This is a genomic window from Sulfurovum sp. UBA12169 (assembly GCA_002742845.1).
In the GTDB taxonomy this organism is placed as follows: Bacteria; Campylobacterota; Campylobacteria; order Campylobacterales; family Sulfurovaceae; genus Sulfurovum.
In genome coordinates this window covers 473,531-494,404 of sequence record DLUH01000001.1, presented here as the reverse complement: position 1 = coordinate 494,404, position 20,874 = coordinate 473,531, and the positions used below count along the sequence as shown (strand labels likewise).

The window sequence follows — 20,874 nt, the reverse complement described above, 5'->3', positions numbered from 1 at the left end:
TACCATGGGTTGGGCGCTGCATCTGCATCTTCTTGCTGCCATCTCTTGGATCGGCGGTTCTATTTTTATGTTTGTATTGGGTATTTCTTTAAGGGATAAGCAAAAACAAAAAGAGGTTTATCCTCATTTGGGGCCGATATTTGGGTATTTTGAGGTGGTTGCGTTAATTGTTTTGCTTGCAACGGGAAGCTATATGATAGTAGAGAACGGATTGATTTTTCAACTCTCGGGCGATAGCGATTCTGAAGTGCTTGATTCTTTGCGCAAGAAGCTCTGGCTGGTAGGTGTGCTTTTGATGCTGACCGTCATACATTTTGTGATTGCACTCAAAACAAATACCAAAGAACGCACACCCTTGCAAAATCTCTTTTCCAGAGGCTCTTCTTTGTTGATATTTTTATTGAATCTTTGGGTATTGCATTATGCAATGGTGATACGGGATATATTATAGTCTGCAACTGTTATTTGATGCTCATCAAATAAAGATCAAATCTCCTTTTAATCTCAACTCTGCTTCATTTAGCCACAACAAAAAAGAACCGTAAAGAGGCAATTTTTATGATACAATTATCCGATAGAGGGTTTAGCGCGATACAGAGTACACGGTACGTCGAAGGAAGGTTTTATGAAATGTTCAGTGTTGCACCTTGCTGATTGCTAAACCGGAAAGAGGAAAAATGTTCACAATAAATCAAATACCATGGAAAAAAGTTGCAACGGCATGCATGTTAGTATCGTTATTTGCTTTTGCCTGCAATGCTAGTGCGGATGATGTCACTGATACGATTGAAGAGGCAATGGAAGCCTATAAAAAAGGTGAATATAAAAAAGCAAGCGAAGATCTCTCTTATGCCCTTGAGGCGATCAATCAGAAAAAAGGCAACGATCTTAAAGCCTATCTTCCGGAGCCTCTTGAAGGCTGGACAGCAGAAGAAGCAGTTGCACAGACAGCAAATGTAACTATGTTGGGCGGAGGAACGATGTTAAGCCGAACGTATCATAGGTCCGAATCTCTCATTACAATAGAGATGGTCATGGATTCTCCGTTAATGCAGGGAGTAGCAATGATGATGTCCAATCCAATGTTTAGATCTTCTGAAATGGGAGAGCTTACTCGAATAAACAAAGAGAAAGCGATGGTTAAATATGACAACAAAGAGAAGTCAGGTAATATTACAATGGTTGTGGCCAATCGTATTATGATAACAATAAAAGGGGAAACTGTTTCCAAGGAAGAGCTTATTGCATATGCTCATGCGATAGATCTTAAAAAACTCAAAGAGATAGAATAGCGCAGCGGACGGAAAAACTGTGCTTATCTTTTTTTCCTTAAGGCTTAAATTTTTGGAAGAAAAAAGTTTTTTGATCATAAAAATTAAATCTATAGTCAGCAGTATGCGGTGTAATCTCTAATGCGTTGTTTTAGTTGTCATAAACTCAGTTTCAAGATTCTCTGTAAAAGCTGCCAAGAGAAGCTTTTTGTTCCTACGATTACCAAAAGGACAGTAGGCACACTGGAAGTTGTTAGTTTTTTTAAATATTCTGCCTTGGAGTCCTTGCTTCATACCAAGCATAAGCCCGAAGGGTATCGTATCTTTAAAGCTTTGGCCCAGATGACGATGCGTCCATTTATTGAAAAGTTTATGCAAGTCGATGATAAAAAAATATTTATCGTTGGAATTGATGAGCGGGTTAAAGACGGTTATGCGCATGTGGCTTTGTTGACACATGCGATGAAACACAAAAATGCTGTACCTTTGCATGGTGCGCTTATAGCAAAAAATAAAGTCAGCTATTCAGGTAAAACCTTGCAGTACCGCTTGGAGCATCCAAGGGATTTTGTTTACAGAGGAAAGCCAAATATTGATGTAGTGCTTGTTGATGATATTATTACGACGGGCATTACGCTTCAGGAGGCACAAAAGGTACTCTTGGCGCACGGGGTGAATGTTCTTTTTGCTTTAACCCTGGCAGATGCGCAGGAGTAGCCATTGTTTTAATTTAGATTTTAAGTAAAATATTTTTTATGAAATTTGCATTTCATCTGTTAGAAGTGCAGCAAAACTGCTCTGCGCAGCCGCCATTTGCGCTGTACTCTTCCCAATTTATTTTCCGAAAGGCTGCGACCCGTTTTTCATACTCTTTTTTGCTGATCTCCTCATAAGGCATCTGGATATAAGTTCCATTTTTGTTATACGGCATCATGGAGACCGATTTGATGATCGGTGCGAACTGTGCGAGCATATGTTCGATCTGGTCTCCCTCGCGTTCTGCATCAAAGGAGATCGTACAGCTGACCATGTTATCGCTCCATTCTCGCTGGAGCGTTGCCAGTAAAGCAAATTGTTCCCAAGCCGAGACCTCCGAGACCTTACGGGTCTTGCCCTGATCGATGGGGAATTCGAAAACGGTTGTATTGACACTGTAGTAGTCCGGTTCATTAGGGATACCGGCTGAGCTCAGCACTTTGCAGAGGAGAGTATGGTTTCCCACACGCATACGGCGGATAGCATACTGGAAATTTGGAAAGTGCATTCCGGAGCTGACTCCGACAAGCTGGCTGATTGTACCCGAAGGCTTTACTGTCGTCACCCGTACCGAAGCGGGGATTCCCGCTTCGCAGGCCAGTTGTCGGTTGAGCGAACAGACCAGCTTATAGCCTTTTCTCAATCGGCGGGTCAGTTCAGCAGTTCCCAACTCATCGAGCATATCCGCGATCCCCGAAAGGCTCACCCCGATGCGGCGGTTTCGCATAATGATGGTATTGGTTTCATTCCGATGTGTCGGAAGCAGTGCCGCAGTGGAGGCATAAAAGGTGGCAAACTCTACTGCTTTATAGAATGCTGCTTCATCTTCACAGCGAGCATGAAAGACTTCGGCAAGATTGCAAAGCTCGAAGCTTTCCAGCGCAATCTCAGAACAGGGATTTGCCAGCCATGCTTTATCTTCGGCTTTTTCGCCGTAGCGGCCGTACTTTTGAATATTAATGAGATTCATGATACCGGGTTCGCCGTTATCTTTTATATGTTTGGCGATCAGGGGCAGCTTTTGGAAGTCTTCGTCTTTTGCAAGCACGACGGTGTTGCTGGATACCCACCCTATGGCAGTTCGTTCGGGGTTTTTAGTATAGTCTTTGAGTTCCAGAAAAGTTTGATCATCTCCCGACCCAAGGGCGATCTGTGCACTTCGCCTGACATTGCCTGCCACGATGCATACACCGATAGCATTCATGATATCTGCGATGCAGCGTGTCGGATCTGAACCTCCCCGCACATAGGTATCGAGGTAGCTTTCGATGCGTTTATGAAGCTGCCTCAGCGGTTTTGGCCCTGAAGCCGTGCCGCCAAAGCCTTTGATGTGTGATCCTTCGGGGCGGATTGCAGAATAGTCAAAACTATGCCATGCCCCGTTTTTGGTATAGCTCTCTATCAGCAGCCTGACCGAAGCGACCCATCCCTCACGGCTATCGGGAATGATAAATACGGCAGGGTGGCTTTTGTCCGGCATAGAGACATTTTCACCTTTCCAGGCAGTATTGAACCCTACGCCTACGCCGCACATCAGCATGTCCATCGTCCAGTCTGCCGCTGTTGCCAGATCGATGGTGTCAACCGCGCCGCAGTTGTTCAGTGCCGCACTTCCGCGCTCGTAAATATACTCCGTTCCCATGATCCAAAGTCCCCGTCCGGGAGGCAGCCACATCATCTTAAACATGGCATCTGCAAGTTCATGCGCATACATCTGCCATTGCTGCTCATCCCATGATAGAGAGTTTATGAGGTAGTGGTTCTTACGTATAGAGATTACGCCGTTGATCACACGTATCACGGTATCGGCCCAGTGCTCTTGGGAACCGTCAGGTTTGATGCGGCTATAGGTGCGGTAGTAGACCGCTTCGCCAAACCCTCCGAAGCCAAAATGCGCCTGTTTTTTGCGAAGCTCCCGGCAATAGGTCTCATCCAGATAGAAGCGCTCTTTGACGATCATGTTTTTATCCTTATTTTCCTGCCGCACGAAACATTCATGCTTACCTTATTTCTATCTCTTGTCTCTGAAAAAACCGCGGGAACGAAAAAACGAGAAAAAAATTGACAGATTGCTTTTGTTTTTCATCCCCTCTTCAGAATTATTCATCTTTTATTGTAATCAATGCCAAATTGTGCAGTCCATTCTTTTGAAGCATATCCAGGACTAAAACGATCCTTTTATAGATCACCTCTTCATCAATTCTTACAATAATGGTTCTTGTTTTATCCGTTATTTTTTTGAGTGCATCTTCAAGCACTTCAAGTGTTACATCCTCGCCTCTGAATGCAATCTGTTCTTCTGAGAGTTCAATGGTAATCCGCTCTTCTTCGATATCCAGTTTCTGTGCGTTGGAAGCGGGAAGATTTAAGATAAGTGCCAGTTCTTCTTTTTTAAATATCGATGTGACGATAAAAAATATAATCAAGATAAACACTACATCAATAAGCGGTGTCATCTCCAACGTCAACGGTTCTCGCCGTTTCATAATTGCTCCAGCACTTCTTTTTCGAGATCGATTTCAATTTTATCCAGAAGACTCATGAAATAGTTATAACCGATATAGTGAGGGATAGCCACAATTAATCCGGCAACTGTCGTGATCAAGGCAACGGAAATACCTGAAGAGAATACTGCAGGATCTCCAAGCCCCTGTTGGCTGATAGCATCAAATGCGCTTAAGACACCGACCACCGTTCCAAGCAAGCCTAAAAGCGGTGCAATAGAGGCAATGGTCTTAACCGTATTCAGCCCAAATTCCATCGATTTGATCTGTGACTCAATTCCATTTTTCATGGATTCTTGCTTTGTGGGCAGATCATGTTCCTGCATAAAAGAGAGGATTTTTTTGATGATCTTCTCCTTTTGCCATCTTGCTATAGCCAGAACGATAAATTTCCACACCATGATAGTAAAACCGATAATATTCAATCCAATGAGAATATAAACGATAATGCCACCCCTATCTACATATTGCATTATATCTAACAATTTAAACTCCTAGTTCAAGATTTTATATCTTATTAATACCGATAAAGAAATGGATTGTTTTCCCACCTCTTCAGGGATGGGAGGAAATGATCCGATCTCTTTGAGTACTCTAGCTGCAGCACGATTTAAACGCTCATGAGAACATTTTTTTACCAGACGGACATCACTGATTGCACCATTTTTGCTTATCGTAAAGGTAACATGCACGATACCCTCCTGTCTTAATTTTTTTGCGATACTCGGATATCTTTTTTTCCGCTCTATCATGTTCCGTACTTTAGAATAATAATTTTCTTTAAGCGCTCCTCCCCCTCCGGATCCTGATATCTGTCCGCCGGACAGCCCTTCTGAAGCACTTTTCATATTTTTGGTTTTTATTTTTTGATTCTTTGATTGTTTCTTCTTGAGACTCTCTTTTTTTTTGATAGGCTTTGGAATTTCCGAGACCTTCTCTTCTGCCGTAAGTTTAGGTTCGGGGAGAGGAATTTCTTCAATGACAGGCTCGTCAATAGGGTCAGGAACAGTTTCTTCTATTACAGGTTCCTCAATAGGGTCAGGAACAATCTCTTCCATTGCAGGTTCATCAACAGATTCGGATGCTTTGGCGGAAACCTGTTGGAGATTTACAACAAAAGAAACTTTTCCACCAGACTGAGCTTCATATATTTGCTGATCGACCTTATATGAACTCAGCACATAAGTATGGAGCAGCACAACAATGACAAATGAAGAAAAGAAAACAGTTTTATTCTTCATGTATTCAGGCTTGCCTTCTGTGTTGATCTCATGCTTATTTACACACCTGGTGTGTAAAGAAAAGTAAGACTTATAAATGAATAAACATCTATTGAAGTCTCAACTTTCCTCACCTCTGCCTGTCCGGAGCAATACCGGTTTAAATCGCCAGTGCACTAATAGATATGACCGTTATTATTATAGCCTTTTGAAGTTTGAATTCAAAATCATTTCCTATAGTTTCAGCCAGCGGTATGCTTTTAATTTTTGCCGTATAAATATTATTATATCGTTTTATCAAACGAACATAGTTTTATTAAAATTTTCTTAAATATATTGTCTCCTTCCTTTGGTTTTCGCAGGAAGAAGAAAATTTTTTCGCCTATGCTATAATCTCTCTATGAGTATGACAAAAAACCTGTAGAAAGCCAAACAACTGCTACAAGAAGCCGACGCGATTTTCATCACAGCAGGGGCGGGGATGGGTGTGGATAGCGGGTTGCCTGACTTTAGAGGGACACAAGGGTTTTGGAAGGCCTATCCCAAAGCCCAAGTGCCGGGGCTGTGTTTTGAAGAGTTGGCAACCCCCGGATAGTTTGAAGATGACCCCCGGCTGGCATAGGAGTGAGATCAAAGTTCTCATCCGTGATAATGTGCACACTATCTGAGCAAATCTTTTTTTGCAGCCGGGCTCTATTGCTAACATTTCATGGTTTGTTTTGACACTTGCCGCGTCATCGCGAACGTGAAAAGCTAGATGTCCGCTCTCTTTTGTGGTAAAAGCGTGTGTTAGATTTGGAAAGAGTGAGAGTTTTTTACTATAATAGAACTTCATAGAAAAATATAGCCAAAAAGGAATGTTTTGAGTAAATTTAGTTTGTATCCGGTTACTTTGGATGGTGCAGATGTTGAAGCAAAAAGAGAAGAGATAAGGACATATTTTCACAATACTCAGGATATTTTTGAGAAAATTTTTGAACTCTTAAAGGAGGATGAAGTTTTTTATCAAAAATCAGAACCGACCCGCCATCCGATGATATTTTATTTCGGACATACCGCCACCTTTTTTATCAATAAACTGATCCTTATGAAGACAATAAAAGAGCGCATAAACCCTGAATTTGAGTCTATATTTGCCGTAGGTGTGGATGAGATGGAGTGGGATGACACAGAGAGTACGCACTATAGATGGCCAAAAGTGGATGAAGTCAGAGAGTACCGAAAAAAAGTAAGAGATTTGGTGGATGAGCTTATAACAACACTCCCGCTTACGCTTCCCATCACACAAGAGTCCGACATGTGGATAATTTTAATGGGTATAGAACATGAACGCATACATATAGAGACCTCGCTTGTTTTGCACCGTCAGATGTCCATAGAGCTTGTAAAAGAGGTAGAGGAGTTTACTATCTGTACTCACTCCTCAAAAGCCCCTAAAAATGAGATGATTGCCATACAAAGCGGTGAAGTAGCTTTGGGTAAAGAGAGGTCGCACAATCTTTATGGATGGGATAACGAGTATGGTACATACACTCACTATGTTGAGGACTTTAAGGCTTCAAGGTACCTTGTAAGCAACGGTGAATTTATGGAGTTTGTAAAAGAGGGCGGATATCAAGAGGAAGAGTTTTGGGATGAAGAGGGAAGAAAATTTTTAAAAATAAGCGGCGCAAAACATCCCATTTTTTGGGTAGAGGATGGGAGCGGTTTTAAGTATAGAGCACTTGCAAAGATTATCGATATGCCGCTTGATTGGCCAGTAGATGTAAACGCACTTGAAGCGGAGGCGTTTTGCCGCTTTAAGAGTAAAAAAGAGGGTGCTACCTACTCTTTACCAAGCGAAGCGGAGTATCGCCTAATATACGAGTATGCAAAGCTAGAGGATATTCCGGACTTTCACGAGAGCAGGGCAAACCTGAACTTCTACCACTACTTCAGCTCATGCCCCGTCAATGAGTTTGGTTTCAACGGCATCTATGATGTGGTCGGAAATGTATGGCAGTGGAGCAGGACACCGATTTTCGGTTTTGAGGGTTTTGAAGTCCATCCGGCGTATGACGACTTTTCAACCCCGACATTTGACAACAGACATGCACTCATTTTAGGCTCATCGTGGGCAAGCAGCGGAAATCTTATCATGAAGCACTCACGCTACGCATTTCGCAAACATTTTCCTCAAAACGCTGGCTTTAGATATGTTATATCAAGCGGTGATGACAAAATCCAAAAGGATATTTATGAGAGCGACGAGCTTGTGTCGCAGTATTGCGAGTTTCAGTACGGAGATGAGTATTTCGGCGTGAAAAACTTTGCAAAAGAGACGGCAAAGATAGCCTCTAAGTTTGCAAAAAACCACACAAAAGCGCTTGATTTGGGCTGTGCAACGGGAAGAGCTGCATTTGAACTTGCAAAGAGCTTTGATGAGGTGGAGGGGATTGACTTCTCTGTCAGATTTATAGGCGTGGGGGTAAGGCTCAAAAATGAGGGCTATATAGCTTACCTGTCAAAAACAGAGGGAGATTTGAGAGAGGAGAAAAAAGTAACCATAGAAGAGCTTGGTTATGCGAACATAAAAGAGAGAGTTGCTTTTTGGCAAGGAGATGCGTGCAATCTCAAGCCGAACTTCAACTCTTACGATTTGATAATGGCGACAAATCTTATCGACAGACTCTACAATCCAAAACTCTTTTTGGAGAGCGTCCATGAGAGACTAAACAGCGACGGAGTCTTAATGTTGACCTCCCCATACACATGGCAGGAGAGCTCAACCAAAAAAGAGTTTTGGCTAGGCGGTTATAAAGATAAGAACGGTAAAGACGTAAAGACGCTAGATACGCTAAAAGAGATTTTGGGCAAAGATTTTGAGTTCTTACATGGAGAAGATTTGGAGTTTGTCATAAGAGAAACGGCGAGAAAGTTTCAGCATAGTGTGGCAGAGGTGAGTGTTTGGAGAAAAAGATGAGTTACGATTTTTTAACCTCTGCGTCAAGAGAAGATACAAACGCAGAGAAGTATGCATTAAGAGAGAAGCTCTTTGGCACAAACAATGTGATACCTCTCTGGGTTGCGGATATGGATATAGACACCCCTGATTTTGTGCTTTGCGCAGTTAAAAAGAGGTTGGAACATCCGGTATTTGGCTATGAAGAAATACCGCAAAGTGCGTTTTTGGCTCAGATAGAGTGGATGAAAAAAGAGCACGGCGTGGAGTTTGCCTTAGAGGATATGCTCTATTCTCATTCGGTAGTTGCGAGTATGAATGTTGCCATAGAGGCATTTACGCAAAAGGGCGATAAGGTCATCGTCCAAACCCCTGTTTATCCGCCGTTTTTTCACAGCGTTATGGAACATGAGAGAGAACTTTTGAAAAATCCTCTAAAGCTAAAAGATGACGGAAGCTACACTTTTGATATCGAGGATTTAAAATCAAAGATAGATGAGAGGACAAAGCTTCTGCTTCTCTGCTCTCCCCACAATCCCGTGGGGCGTGTCTGGAAAAGAGATGAGCTTGAGCAGATTTTAGCGCTCTGCTTGGAGCATAGTATCGTTGTATTTAGTGACGAAATTCACTCCGATTTGGTCTATACGCCAAATGTACATATTCCTTTTGCCTCTTTGAGTGAAAAAGCAAGAGATATTACCGTAACGGCGATAGGAGTGGGAAAGACATTTAACATGGCGGGTTTTGCTATGAGCGGTGTTGCTATACCAAACAATGAGTTGCGAGAAAAATTTTTAAAAGTTTATAACCGTATCCATTTTGCCAACGGAAGCACTCTTTCCCATATAGCTTACGAAGCGGCATACAGAGGGGGCAAAATATGGCTTGAAGCGCTTAAAATCCATCTGTTTAAAAATTTTATTTTCTTGAAAGAGCTGTGCGATAAATATCCATACCTTATAAAACTAACTCCGATTGAGGGAACTTATCTTGCTTGGCTTGATTGCAGAGGACTTGGGCTTCGTGATAAAGAGCTGATAGATTTTTTCATTCATAAAGCTGGGCTTGGGCTTAGCGCAGGAATAAGTTTCGGTAAGGAAGGAAGCGGGTTTATGAGGTTGAATTTTGCGGTATCCTCTGCTAAAATGGCAGAAGTGGTAGAAAAACTACAAAAAGCATTGCAAGGGCATAGGAATTAAAAGTGAGCGAGATAAATTGGGGCGATTTTAAAATTTTTAAACCATACAGCGAGAAAAAAGTGATAATTTTGAAGTTTTGTTCGATTTTCTCAAGTGCCACCAAGATGACCTCCCCAAAAAGAGATGTATGAAACAATGGCAAACGACGATACCGCACAGCTAATGCTTGGCAAGAGAGATATCAACTGTTTGGAAGATTTAGAAAAATATCTCCATAAGAATTTCAATGTCAAATGATCTGAAAAAAATAGACGCTTTTTTGCAAAAACATCATGTGCTCACACTTGCCACAACAGACGGTAGCGAGCTTAGTGCATGCAGCCTCTTTTACGCTTATGACGCCCAGAAACTCTCTTTTGTCGTTGCAAGCAGCTATGAAACAACGCATATAAAAAATATAACAAACAATCCAAAGATAGCCGGAACGGTGGTTTTAGAGACAAAAATCGTGGGCAAAATAGAGGGAGTTCAGTTTAGGGGCAACTTTTTGCCCACAGAAGATGAGAGTTTAAAAAAACTCTACTTCAAGAGTTTTCCTTACGCTCTTGCTATGAATCCGAAACTTTGGCAGATAAAAATCAACTACTTCAAATTCACCGACAACACTCTTGGATTTGGCAAAAAGATTATTTGGCAGGATGCTTTTCTTTAAACATGGTGCAACTACTTCCGCTGCTTTGAAAAACAAGCAAAGAGGGTATCTTTTTGTTCCCACGGTCTCCGTGGAATGCATACCCAGATATTTGCACCTCGCAAATACCAAACCGCATAAGTATCCGAAGTATGCGCTCCCACGTATAGCACATGGGAGCGAGACTCGGAGAATGCTTGATTATCTCTTGGGTATAATAAAAAAGTGCAAATGATGTCTCTTTGCCTTTGTAAAGGATGTTCCTTATCTGTAGAGCGTAAGAACGAGGGTAAAAAAACTTTGAGAGACTTCAACTTCTTAGGCTTCGCTCAGCTGTTCCAAAAAACTTTGAATCGCAATGATAAATCCCTGAGGGTTATCTACCATGCTCATATGACCACAGAGATCCAGACATACAAATGTACTATTTTTTTATCTTATTTGCCATCTTTTTGTATCTGATCAGGCGAGATGATCTTGTCATCCTCCTCTGTAATCAACAAAACAGGAATTTTGTAGTTTTAAGGCTTTGGGTTGTATCTGTTCTGCCAAGCATAGCAAGAAATCCATCCTTGATTCCTACAGAATTGAAGTATAAAATCTTGGTTTTAAACTCTTCGATTCTTTGGATTTCTTTTCTCCTATAGGCATCAGTGAAGGCAGCGAAAAGAAGGTATTCAAAAAGGCTCTGTCCCATACTTATCGATATCAGAGATCGCCTCTGTACGTTTTAGTTTGGCCTCATCGTTATCACTGGCTGTTGTCGTGCTGACAAGGATGAGTGCTTTAAATTTAGTTTTGAATTTTTCATTTGCTTTGAACGCAAGACATCCCCCCTTTGAAAGCTACTCTACTAATACATTTGCCATCATCGCCTGATCTTCATGTTCAAGAATATGGCAGTGATAGATAAAGAGTCCGGGCATCGTGAAATGAATAATAATGCGAACCGTCTCAAGCGGCATCACAACTACAGTATCTTTCCATCCCTTATCTGTAAGGAACTCTATCTTTCCATCCCTGTCCAGGACCTGGAACCTTACCCCATGCATATGAAAGGGGTGCGCTATATGCACACCGTTTTTAATCTCCCAGATCTCCGTGGTACCCAGCTTTACCCTTTGATCTACACGATGCATATCATAAGGCTTCTGATCCAGTGTCCAGATATTTCCGGCAATCATCTCCATTGTGATCGTTCTGGTTTTGACTGCATCAGAGGCTTTCATTCGAGGGATCGGGATCAGTTCCTCAGGCAGTGCGTATGTATCCTGGATCTTTTCCTTGACATGAAACTGCATGATATCCATTGGTGCATTAAAAGCCGGATAATCCGGATGCAGCGTCAGGTTGCTTCCCTCTTTAAATCCAAGCGTTTTGAGCGTTACTTTATCACCGGCCTTTTGGTTTTTGAAATCTACGATGATATCAATACGTTCTGCGACACTCAGGATCACACTCTGCACCGTCACAGGCTTTTCAAGCAACCCTGCATCCGTTCCTATCAGTATAAACTCATCGATCGCATCAAATGCCAGTTTATAGGTCCTCACGCTTGATGCATTGAGAATTCTCAGTCTGTATTTTCCGCTTTTAACCTCATGGTAGGGAAGCGGTGTGTTATTGACGAGTATTATATCTCCAAGTAAACCATTGTTATCCTGGGGAACGTTAGGGTCTTTATAGCGCAGTTGGCGTTTCTCATCAAACCTTTTATCCTGGATCATCAATGGCAGTTCAAACTCCCCCTTTGGAAGATTCAGCTGCATTTCTTCTTCATCCTCGATGAGATAAAATCCTGCCAATCCTTGATAGATCTCTTTTCCCGTTCTGCCGTGGGGATGGGTGTGGTACCAGAAGGTACCTGCACTCTGTTCTACCGGGTAGTGATACTGTTTTGTTTGACCTGTAGCGATCGCATCTTTTGGATGTCCGTCCATCTCTTCCGGGACGATCAGCCCATGCCAGTGGATGATCGTCGTATCAGGAAGATTGTTCATGAAATCCAGTTCAAAAACCTCCCCTTTTTTGATACGTATCGTGGGGTTGGGCAGATCTCCCCGGAAGGTCAATACTTCTGTTTTGGCATCAGGAAAAATATTCACCTGACTCTTTTGTGCGGTAAACGCAGCCTTTTTGAGCTGAGTAAAGTTCACCTCGACAGGGATCTTCAGTTTTTGGGTGAAAGGCATGATTTGCTCAGGAATTTTCTCCTCTGTTTTTAGAGGTGTCACAGCTGCCGGAGTGGCAGAGGCAGACTGCGGGGCCTTGCCTTCATCTCTCTCACTGCGTTCTTCGCACCCCGTGAGGAGATAGGTAGCAGCAATTGCCGAATAATTCAAAAAATATCTTCTATCCATCTTTCACTCCTTTGTATCCTAATAAGAGATCGATATCTTTTAATGCTTCTTTGCAATAAAAAAATTAAACAATATTATATATAATAACACTTTTTTATAAGAAAAATCAAATTATAAAGTAATAATTTTATTATTATTGAGAAAATTATATTATACTAATTTTATATAGCGAATAAGGATTGGCAAAATGATGAAATGCTCTACACGCAGATAAAAAGAAAAAAAAGGATAAGATGATGGAACATAGATTAATGGAACTTCCCTTTGACAAACATGTGTTAGAGCTCATTATGTCAATAACCTCAATCTGCCCATCAAAGGAACAGCGTTTGAAGAGATGCATCTTGAAGGTATCATTTTTCTTGTCCCAGATCTCCTGGTCAGGAATGCATACCTAAATAAATAACTGCCCCTTGCAAATATCAAAAGCCGCATAAGTACCTGAAGTGCGCGCTCCCATGCACACAGCATGGGGTTGAGATTAAATATTCGTCAAAATCACTTCTTTTGATGTATCTTATATACGAATAAAGGAAAGATAGCCAACCCTTTTGATATGTTATAATCTCCCCATGAATATGACACAAAATCTACAAAAAGCAAAAAAAATACTCCAAGAAGCCGATGCGCTCTTCATTACTGCCGGGGCGGGGATGGGTGTGGATAGCGGGTTGCCTGACTTTAGAGGGACACAAGGGTTTTGGAAGGCCTATCCCAAAGCCCAAGTGCTGGGGCTGTGTTTTGAAGAGTTGGCAAACCCCAGGTGGTTTGAAGATGACCCCCGGCTGGCATGGGCTTTTTACGGCCAAAGGCTGCATCTGTATCGTGATACTGTACCGCATGAGGGCTTTAAAAAGCTTCTTAAGCTATCTAATACTAAAAAATATGGTTCTTTTGTTTTTACTTCAAATGTCGATGGACAATTTCAAAAAGCAGGGTTTGAGCAGAGCAGGGTGATGGAGTGTCACGGTTCAATCCATTATTTGCAATGTTGCAACGACTGCGAAGGAAAGATATGGAACGCAGAGAGGACAACGGTTGAGGTCAGCGAAGCGTTTCAGGCTAGAGAGCCGCTGCCAAGTTGTCCTTCGTGTGGCGGCATGGCACGCCCGAATATTCTGATGTTCGGGGATTTTGGATGGAATTATAGCCGTACAAATGCACAAAGAGAGCAGCTTAAGAGCTGGATGCAGAGGCTGGAGGACAAGAGAGCCAAGCTTGCTGTTGTCGAGATGGGAGCGGGGACAACCGTACCTGCAGTGCGCAATACTTCGAGTCAGATCGCCAAAAATTTTAGCGTGCCATTAATACGGATCAATCCCAAAGAGCACTTTGGCGCAGATATTCAGATCCCGCTCGGTGCGCTTGAAGCACTAAGTTATATTTTATAATATAACAGATATGCATTGTTTGGCCTATGCTTTAGCCGAAACACCGGAGACACAGATTAAATAGGAGGAATAAACTCTTATTTAAAAGCAGACATGCTATACTAAGAAAAAAGCAAAGAGATTATATGGTGTATGCTAAAATGGAATTGGATGCATTGTTGAAAGAATCAAAGGGCGCGAAGATACTTTTTTTAGGAAAAGAAGGGGTCTTTACTAAAGCGGAGACCGAGCGTTATCTAAAACGATTCCGTATTGCCCGAACCGAAAATCTTGAAACGGGGGTAGTCGGTGTGATAGAGCATCATATCCTTAGCCCTTTGGAGGAGGATATTTCTTCTTTGGCGTATGAGCAAAATATCCCGCTTTACAAACTTGCAGAGTTTGAAAAACTGATTTCTGAGACTATTGACGATGACGAATTGTTGATGGGCATAAAACTCAGCAATGATCAAGAACGTATTTTTCGGTTGATTAAGAATGGACATTTGAGCGACACGCTTTTTGTGAAATTGCTCGATATGTATTGTTGGCACCATGAGGATGAAGACAATAGGCAAGATCGCGAAGTGATTATGGCTACCTTGCGTCGATATATTAAGATAAAGCCCAACGAGGAGGATTTGCTCTATTCGCCTTTGACGCTAAATCGTTTATCCAGAGAGACTATAGATCCAAGATTGCTTTATGCTTTGATCGGTTTTCAAAATATCAGTTTTTTGCAAAAAGGCAAACAGAGAATTACCCTGCATGAAACCATAGCCGCAAACAGACACATAGATCAAACCGTTGTTTCTCGGTTGCTGAGTTTGCGCGATGAAGGCGTAGACATGTATCTAGCTTGCAATGAAAGCCTTGATTTGGCATTGTTGCAAACATTTGCCAAAAGAGACAGTCACACAATCAATGAAGCTTTAGCCTCCAATTCAAAGATCGATGATGCTATGTTTTTTTCTTTGCTTGACAAAACATCCGATACCGTGAAGTTGTTGCTTTGGTATCAGCCGATTACTATGCAGAGATATCTTTGGATTAAAGAAAAAGTCACAGATGAAATTTTGTTTGCTTCTTTGGGGGATAATAAACATATCGCACATGAGGTGCTTCAAAAACTGCAGGAGGATGAAAATTGTGCGCTTTTAGAGCGTTTGTGCAGAAACGATACGGTTTTGCCAATTGTTTTGAAGACTATATTTGAAAGAAAAATCCCCCAGGTTTATCCTTTTCTTGCAAAAAATATTTCAACACCGACATACATACTTGAAGAACTTTATGAAAAACAGGATGAAAATTTTGAAATTCTAAAAAGCTTAGCTTCAAATGCGTCTACACCCCAAAAGATACTATGCAGCCTGTATGAGAGAGATCAATTTGAGATCAATGAGGCACTGGCAAGCAATCCTTCGACGCCGCTTGAATTTCTTAATATTTTCAAGATAGACACGCGTTTGCGTAATGCGCTTACCGCCAATGAAACATTTGTGGCAAGCATCACGCAGTCTTTGGGATTGTGATGAGGAGAAAACAAGAAGAGAAATAAATGAAAAATCTGAGCCAAGGGCGAAGCTTTCTCAAAGAGAGTGCAAGCACAAGAGTGAGAGGAATTTAAAAGGGGCTTTGCTCCTTTTAAAGGAGATATAAAATATGAAAGCATCAGACATTACAAAGGTAGTCAGTCGTCTTATTGAAAAAAAATTGCCCGTATTTATTTGGGGGGCACCCGGGATAGGGAAATCTTCTGTTGTCAAACAAATTGCCAATGAAAAAGCTTTGGAATTTTTTGACCTGCGACTTTCTCTGCTTGATCCAACCGATCTTAAAGGTATCCCGTTTTTCAATGCAGATACAAAGGAAGGGGTATGGGCAAAACCAAGCTTTTTGCCGAGTCGGCCTGAAAGCAAGGGAATACTTTTCCTTGATGAGATCAACACCGCTCCTCCGGCCGTACAGGCTTCTGCCTATCAGCTTATACTTGATAGAAAAGTAGGAGAGTATGAACTGCCGGAGGGCTGGAGTGTTGTTGCAGCGGGTAATCGTGAGAATGACAGAGGGGTGGTTTACAAGATGCCTCCCCCGCTTGCAAATCGTTTTGTACACTTTGAAATGGAGGCGGACTTTAATGACTGGAAAACATGGGCATTCAAGGCAGGTATCGAAAGCTCTATTATTGCCTATTTGGCTTACGACAAATCTATGCTCTTTACTTTTGATCCGACCTCCAATGAAAAGAGTTTTGCAACACCAAGATCTTGGGAATATGTTGATACCATTATCAAGTCAGCCATAGAAGCAGACCTAATATTAGATAGTATTAGCGGGGCTGTGGGACGTGAAGCCACTGTGGGGTATTTGAGTTTCAAAAAAGTAATGAATCAATTGCCTGATTTATCTTCCATACTTGACGGATCGCTTGAAGCAGCAGAGGTGGAAGATGCCAAAATAGTGATGGCGCTTGCCATTGGCTTGGTTAATGCACTTTTGGAAAATCAGAGTGAAGCTGCTATAGATAATGTTCTAAAATTTTCTCTTACTCTTCCGGGTGAGTTTGCTATCATGCTGGTTAAAGATATGCAACAAAACAGAATAGATGTTGAGGGATCGGGTGTCTGGGGTGAATGGGTGAGGAAGTTTGCGTATCTTTTGAGCTAGGGGTTTTTGTGTTTTCTTATTTTTTTATTGCCTGACACCCTTCATGATCAATCTGTTTGAGATAGCAGTCGTTGAAAGTTTCACCCAAAAGTGAAACCGGCAACAGGGCAAGGGCGATAAACGGACGCATGAATCATTTAAATCTCATGTTTCCTTCAAAAAGTATTTATCAGCTAGACTGGATTATTTTTTTGATTTCATCGATGCTGAGCAGTTTACCGGTGCTTACTACCTTGCCGTCGATTACGAGTCCCGGTGTGCTCATGACACCGTATTCCATAATTTTTTGAATATCTTCGATTTTTTCGATTTGGACAAATTTCCCACTTTGGGCCGCTGCCTGTTTTGCCGCCTCTTCAAGGGCTTTGCATTTGGAGCAGCCTGTACCTAAAATTTCAATTTTCATTTGGAGCCTCCTGTAAGACATTCCTGTATCATCGGTGCTAATGTTTTGGCATCCACATCCCCGATAATTGTAATAGCAGAACCTTCTTCTGCAGCTAAAAGATCAATTGATTCTATCTTTTGCATGATTTCAGGATCGCAGGCACAAGTACATTCGCCGCTTTGACACGCTTCGATTTTAGTGCTAAGTTCTTCGACGCTAAGTCCTGTAATAAATGCTTTAACGCCATTGGTCTGATTTACTGTTTTTATTTTCATAATTACCCCTTACAAAATTGTATTAAATATGTATCCAACCCCGATAATCCCAAGCGTTACGGTACCGAAAAAGATTGTGATGAGCCTCATGCTCAAAACACGCTTAAGAATCATCGCTTCAGGCAAAGAGAGAGCCGTAATTGCCATCATGAATGACAGCGCCGTTCCCATAAGCATTCCCTTGGAGGTTAATACTTCAATGAGTGGCATAACTCCGGCTGCATTGGAATACATCGGTACACCCAGCAGCGTTGCAATAGGCACAGCAAAGGGATTGTCTGCTCCTGCAACAGAGGTGATGAGTTCCGTGGGGACATACCCATGGATAAGCGCACCGGCTCCAACACCAACGAGAACATAAAGCCAAATTTTGCGCAGGATATCGAGTGTGTAGCTGCTTGCATCTTTGAGCCTCTCTTTGAAGGCTATCTGTTGATTTTCGGCCCTAATTTCACCTTCGATGGGTTTGATATCAATAAGAATTTCTTTTTCAAGTCCCATGCTTCCGATAATAATACCGCCAAGGATAGCAATAAACAAACCAAACCCAATATACAAAGCTGTTATTTTCCAGCCAAACATTGTAAACAGCATCGCAATGGCGATCTCATTATTCAGCGGAGCCGAGATCAGGTAGCTAAAGGTTACTCCCAGCGGTATCCTTGCCTGCAGGAAACCCAAAAAAAGCGGTATCGCAGAGCATGTACAAAACGGCGTAATAATCCCAAAGAGGGCAGCAAGTATATTTCCCGTATATTTGTTTTTCTTGCTGAGATATTCTCTTACATTCTCGGTCGAAAAGTAAGAGCGAAGCAGTGTAACTGCAAAGATGATGACGATAAGCAAAAAGATTATTTTGATCGTATCGTAAATGAAAAAGTTAAGCGCCTCGGCCAATTTGTTCTCTTTGTCCATCCTCAGCCATTCGTAGACAAGGATATTGACAGATTCTTGCCACATCAGTTGCACAGCTCCGCTTTTACGACCGGCAGAAGATTTTCTTCAATAAGTGCGAGTGTTTTTGCATACTCTTCTGCTTCCTTGCCGCTTGGGTCTTCAAAAGCAACGTGGATTGTTTTGACTGCTTTGGGGAACATCGGGCATGTTTCATGTGCATGATCGCAGACTGTAACCACAAGATCAAACGGCGTATCGATCACGGTATCGATTACTTTGGAGTGATATTCATCTTTCCAATATCCTTTTTTTTCAAGAAGAGCCTGGGCATCGGGATTGATTTTTCCACTTGCCTTAACGCCAGAACTTTGAGCAAATACACAATCACCCATTTTTGCATTAATAAGCGCTTCAGCCATGATAGAGCGGCAGCTATTGCCGGTGCAGAGGATTAAAACATTTTTCACAGGGTTACAGCCTTTATTTTGAGATTATGTGATCAATAAAGGAGAATGAATCTCCAAACAGCGGATTTCAGCCAAGGCGTCACGCGGCTTCGCGTGCATCCAAAAACACAAGATATTGAAGTGCGGAGCTTCTTCCAAAAAAACTTCCGTTACTGCCTTTCTTGAAGTGCATTGTAGCAAAATGTGAATAATATATCAAGATATATTGATATATTATTCTGTAATTCTTTACATTGCATTTGGCTTGACTTCAATCAGCCATTAAAAATATGACAATGTTTAAACCAAACCGGCGGTTTTTATGTCTTACTTTTTAGAAAAAAGAAGTAAAAAAACCCCCAACAATACAGCAGAAACAAGAATAATGGATGCACCCGAAGTAAGGTTGTACGCATAGGAGAACCAAAGCCCCGCAAGCGTAAAAAAAGTAGCAATAAGCCCGGAGATAAACATCATAGAAAAAAGACTATGGGAGAGTTTTTCGGCGATATAAACAGGAATAGTAAGCATAGCTATAACAAGAATAAGTCCTACAACCTTGATGGCTATGACTACAGTCAAGGCTGAAAGTACCAAAATAAGCGTATAGAAAAAACGAACCGAAATGCCTCTGAGCGCAGCATACTCGCTGTCGTAGGAAACTGCTAAAATGTCTCGGTACCAGAAAATCATTACAAAAAGTATCACACCAAGCAAAACACCCATAAAGTAAAGATCTTCGGTGGTTACCGCCAGAATAGAACCAAAGAGATAGCTCATCAAATCGACATTATATCCGGGTGTCATATCTGTAAATATGATACCTATCGCCATGCCTACTGCCCAGATAAGTCCGATGAAAGTATCGATACGATGACGCCTATAGAGTGTCAAAGAGGCGATCAGCAGTGCGGCAGCTACTGCAAAAAGTGATGCTCCCAAAAAAACAGGTATTCCAAAAAAGATCGCCAAACCTATCCCGCCATAAGAAGCGTGGGCAATACCGCCCGCCAAAAAAACCATACGGTTCACAACAATAAGCGAGCCTATAATACCCGCAGCGAAACTGACCAATATACCGGCAATCAGCGCATGCTGAATAAATTCAAACTGGAGTGCTTCTATCATCTTTTTGTGCTCCATTTGATTTTATTTTCTTCTTTTGCGCGTCTATGGTCTTTTTGGGTGCCAAGCATTTGTAAAAGTTCCACTTCGCAAAAATGCTCCTCTTGGCTATGGGGATGGAACATCATTTTTTTATCACTGATATCGTGAAAAGAGAGCCGTTTGTTTATATGCGCGGCTTTATTGGCATATTCGAGTATCACAGAAATATCGTGGCTGACCACAATGATCGTCATGTTTTTGTTGAGCATTTTTAAAAGCTCATAAATCTCTCTTTGTCCTTGGATGTCTATGTTTGAGGTGGGTTCGTCCAGCATAAGAATTTGCGGATGGGCACAGAGCGCCCGTGCGATCATTACACGCTGTCTTTGTCCCCCTGAGAGCGAACCTATTTTGCTTTGTGCAAATGCTTGCATGCCAACCTGTTTAAGAGCGCCCATGGCGCATGCGACCTCTTCTTTGCCGTATCCAAAGAGAGGCTTTTTGCTTCCGACGTGTCCCATAAGTACCACCTCTATGACTTTGATGGGAAAATCGGTATTGATATTTGTATTTTGTGGAACATACCCAATCAAAGAGACACTCTGCGAAGGGGATTTGTCCATTATTTTAATGGAGCCTTGTTTACCCTTAAGGATATCAAGAAGCAGTTTAAGCAGAGTCGATTTGCCTCCTCCGTTGGGACCGATGATGGCAAGGAAATCTTTCTCTTCTACCGTGAGAGAGATATTGTCAAGTATGGTCTGCTTATCATAAGCAAAGGTAAGGTTTTTGACTTCTATGACGGGTACTGTTTTTTTCATGGGCGTATTATAGCAAAAGAG

Annotated in this window: 21 protein-coding genes and 2 pseudogenes; 11 read left to right on the top strand and 12 right to left on the bottom strand. The window is 41.9% G+C overall.

Going from position 1 to position 20,874, the window contains the following annotated elements; genetic code table 11:
* Positions 1-4: 4 nt before the first annotated feature.
* From CFH81_02620 to CFH81_02610, 3 genes are all read left to right on the top strand, one after another.
* Positions 5-451, top strand: coding sequence for a hypothetical protein (locus CFH81_02620; GenBank protein ID DAB41204.1), 447 nt, complete (start codon positions 5-7; stop codon positions 449-451).
* 226 nt (positions 452-677) lie between these two features.
* The gene (locus CFH81_02615) at positions 678-1,292 is read left to right on the top strand and encodes a hypothetical protein (protein DAB41203.1); all 615 of its coding nucleotides are present in this window, start codon (positions 678-680) and stop codon (positions 1,290-1,292) included.
* Between the two features lie 120 nt (positions 1,293-1,412).
* Entirely contained in the window at positions 1,413-1,988 is a 576-nt protein-coding gene (locus CFH81_02610) for a phosphoribosyltransferase (GenBank protein DAB41202.1), read from the top strand.
* Positions 1,989-2,124: 136 nt separating this feature from the next.
* Here CFH81_02610 and CFH81_02605 read toward each other — a convergent pair.
* The 4 genes and pseudogenes from CFH81_02605 to CFH81_02590 all read right to left on the bottom strand — a co-directional run bounded on the left by CFH81_02605 (position 2,125) and on the right by CFH81_02590 (position 5,772).
* Positions 2,125-3,984, bottom strand: a pseudogene (locus CFH81_02605) (fused protease/ribonucleoside-triphosphate reductase).
* A gap of 142 nt (positions 3,985-4,126) precedes the next feature.
* The gene (locus CFH81_02600; GenBank protein ID DAB41201.1) at positions 4,127-4,513 is read right to left on the bottom strand and encodes a biopolymer transporter ExbD; all 387 of its coding nucleotides are present in this window, start codon (positions 4,511-4,513) and stop codon (positions 4,127-4,129) included.
* Entirely contained in the window at positions 4,510-5,004 is a 495-nt protein-coding gene (locus CFH81_02595; GenBank protein ID DAB41425.1) for a biopolymer transporter ExbB, read from the bottom strand. Before CFH81_02595 ends, CFH81_02600 begins: the two co-directional genes overlap by 4 nt.
* Before the next feature lie 21 nt (positions 5,005-5,025).
* Complete coding sequence (locus tag CFH81_02590; GenBank protein ID DAB41200.1) at positions 5,026-5,772, bottom strand: hypothetical protein; 747 nt, start codon at positions 5,770-5,772, stop codon at positions 5,026-5,028.
* A gap of 415 nt (positions 5,773-6,187) precedes the next feature.
* On the opposite strand from CFH81_02590, the pseudogene CFH81_02585 reads away from it, so the two are divergent.
* The 5 genes and pseudogenes from CFH81_02585 to CFH81_02565 all read left to right on the top strand — a co-directional run bounded on the left by CFH81_02585 (position 6,188) and on the right by CFH81_02565 (position 10,757).
* A pseudogene (locus CFH81_02585) lies at positions 6,188-6,343 on the top strand (NAD-dependent deacetylase).
* 270 nt (positions 6,344-6,613) lie between these two features.
* On the top strand, positions 6,614-8,713 hold the full coding sequence (locus tag CFH81_02580) for an SAM-dependent methyltransferase (protein ID DAB41199.1): 2,100 nt from the start codon (positions 6,614-6,616) through the stop codon (positions 8,711-8,713).
* Positions 8,710-9,891: an aminotransferase class I/II gene (locus tag CFH81_02575; protein ID DAB41424.1), complete on the top strand. Its 1,182-nt coding sequence runs from the start codon at positions 8,710-8,712 to the stop codon at positions 9,889-9,891. Before CFH81_02580 ends, CFH81_02575 begins: the two co-directional genes overlap by 4 nt.
* 226 nt (positions 9,892-10,117) lie before the next feature.
* On the top strand, positions 10,118-10,543 hold the full coding sequence (locus CFH81_02570) for a hypothetical protein (GenBank protein ID DAB41198.1): 426 nt from the start codon (positions 10,118-10,120) through the stop codon (positions 10,541-10,543).
* Complete coding sequence (locus tag CFH81_02565) at positions 10,530-10,757, top strand: hypothetical protein (GenBank protein ID DAB41197.1); 228 nt, start codon at positions 10,530-10,532, stop codon at positions 10,755-10,757. Before CFH81_02570 ends, CFH81_02565 begins: the two co-directional genes overlap by 14 nt.
* A gap of 261 nt (positions 10,758-11,018) precedes the next feature.
* On the opposite strand, the gene CFH81_02560 is transcribed toward CFH81_02565, so the two are convergent.
* Together CFH81_02560 and CFH81_02555 are read right to left on the bottom strand one after the other, a co-directional pair.
* On the bottom strand, positions 11,019-11,219 hold the full coding sequence (locus CFH81_02560) for a hypothetical protein (GenBank protein ID DAB41196.1): 201 nt from the start codon (positions 11,217-11,219) through the stop codon (positions 11,019-11,021).
* A 148-nt stretch (positions 11,220-11,367) separates the two neighbouring features.
* Positions 11,368-12,882: a copper oxidase gene (locus CFH81_02555; protein ID DAB41195.1), complete on the bottom strand. Its 1,515-nt coding sequence runs from the start codon at positions 12,880-12,882 to the stop codon at positions 11,368-11,370.
* A gap of 572 nt (positions 12,883-13,454) precedes the next feature.
* Between CFH81_02555 and CFH81_02550 the strand changes: the two genes are divergently transcribed.
* The 3 genes from CFH81_02550 (at position 13,455) to CFH81_02540 (ending at position 16,919) form a co-directional block, all read left to right on the top strand.
* A complete protein-coding gene (locus CFH81_02550) occupies positions 13,455-14,273 on the top strand; it encodes an NAD-dependent deacetylase (protein DAB41194.1) in 819 nt (272 codons plus the stop codon).
* A 125-nt stretch (positions 14,274-14,398) separates the two neighbouring features.
* The gene (locus tag CFH81_02545) at positions 14,399-15,784 is read left to right on the top strand and encodes a hypothetical protein (GenBank protein DAB41193.1); all 1,386 of its coding nucleotides are present in this window, start codon (positions 14,399-14,401) and stop codon (positions 15,782-15,784) included.
* Between the two features lie 130 nt (positions 15,785-15,914).
* Positions 15,915-16,919, top strand: coding sequence for an ATPase (locus CFH81_02540; protein ID DAB41192.1), 1,005 nt, complete (start codon positions 15,915-15,917; stop codon positions 16,917-16,919).
* Positions 16,920-17,088: 169 nt separating this feature from the next.
* Here CFH81_02540 and CFH81_02535 read toward each other — a convergent pair whose 3' ends face one another.
* The 6 genes from CFH81_02535 to CFH81_02510 all read right to left on the bottom strand — a co-directional run bounded on the left by CFH81_02535 (position 17,089) and on the right by CFH81_02510 (position 20,853).
* Positions 17,089-17,325 carry a thioredoxin family protein gene (locus tag CFH81_02535; GenBank protein DAB41191.1) on the bottom strand — a complete coding sequence of 79 codons (237 nt, stop codon included), beginning with the start codon at positions 17,323-17,325 and terminating at the stop codon, positions 17,089-17,091.
* Positions 17,322-17,582 (bottom strand): hypothetical protein, encoded by a 261-nt coding sequence (locus CFH81_02530; protein DAB41190.1) that lies wholly within the window; start codon positions 17,580-17,582, stop codon positions 17,322-17,324. Before CFH81_02530 ends, CFH81_02535 begins: the two co-directional genes overlap by 4 nt.
* Positions 17,583-17,591: 9 nt before the next feature.
* Positions 17,592-18,542, bottom strand: a complete 951-nt coding sequence (locus tag CFH81_02525; protein ID DAB41189.1) for a hypothetical protein — start codon at positions 18,540-18,542, stop codon at positions 17,592-17,594.
* On the bottom strand, positions 18,542-18,946 hold the full coding sequence (locus CFH81_02520; protein ID DAB41188.1) for a low molecular weight phosphatase family protein: 405 nt from the start codon (positions 18,944-18,946) through the stop codon (positions 18,542-18,544). Before CFH81_02520 ends, CFH81_02525 begins: the two co-directional genes overlap by 1 nt.
* A gap of 306 nt (positions 18,947-19,252) precedes the next feature.
* A complete protein-coding gene (locus CFH81_02515; protein ID DAB41423.1) occupies positions 19,253-20,053 on the bottom strand; it encodes a hypothetical protein in 801 nt (266 codons plus the stop codon).
* Positions 20,050-20,853 (bottom strand): ABC transporter, encoded by an 804-nt coding sequence (locus tag CFH81_02510; protein ID DAB41187.1) that lies wholly within the window; start codon positions 20,851-20,853, stop codon positions 20,050-20,052. Before CFH81_02510 ends, CFH81_02515 begins: the two co-directional genes overlap by 4 nt.
* Positions 20,854-20,874: the final 21 nt, after the last annotated feature.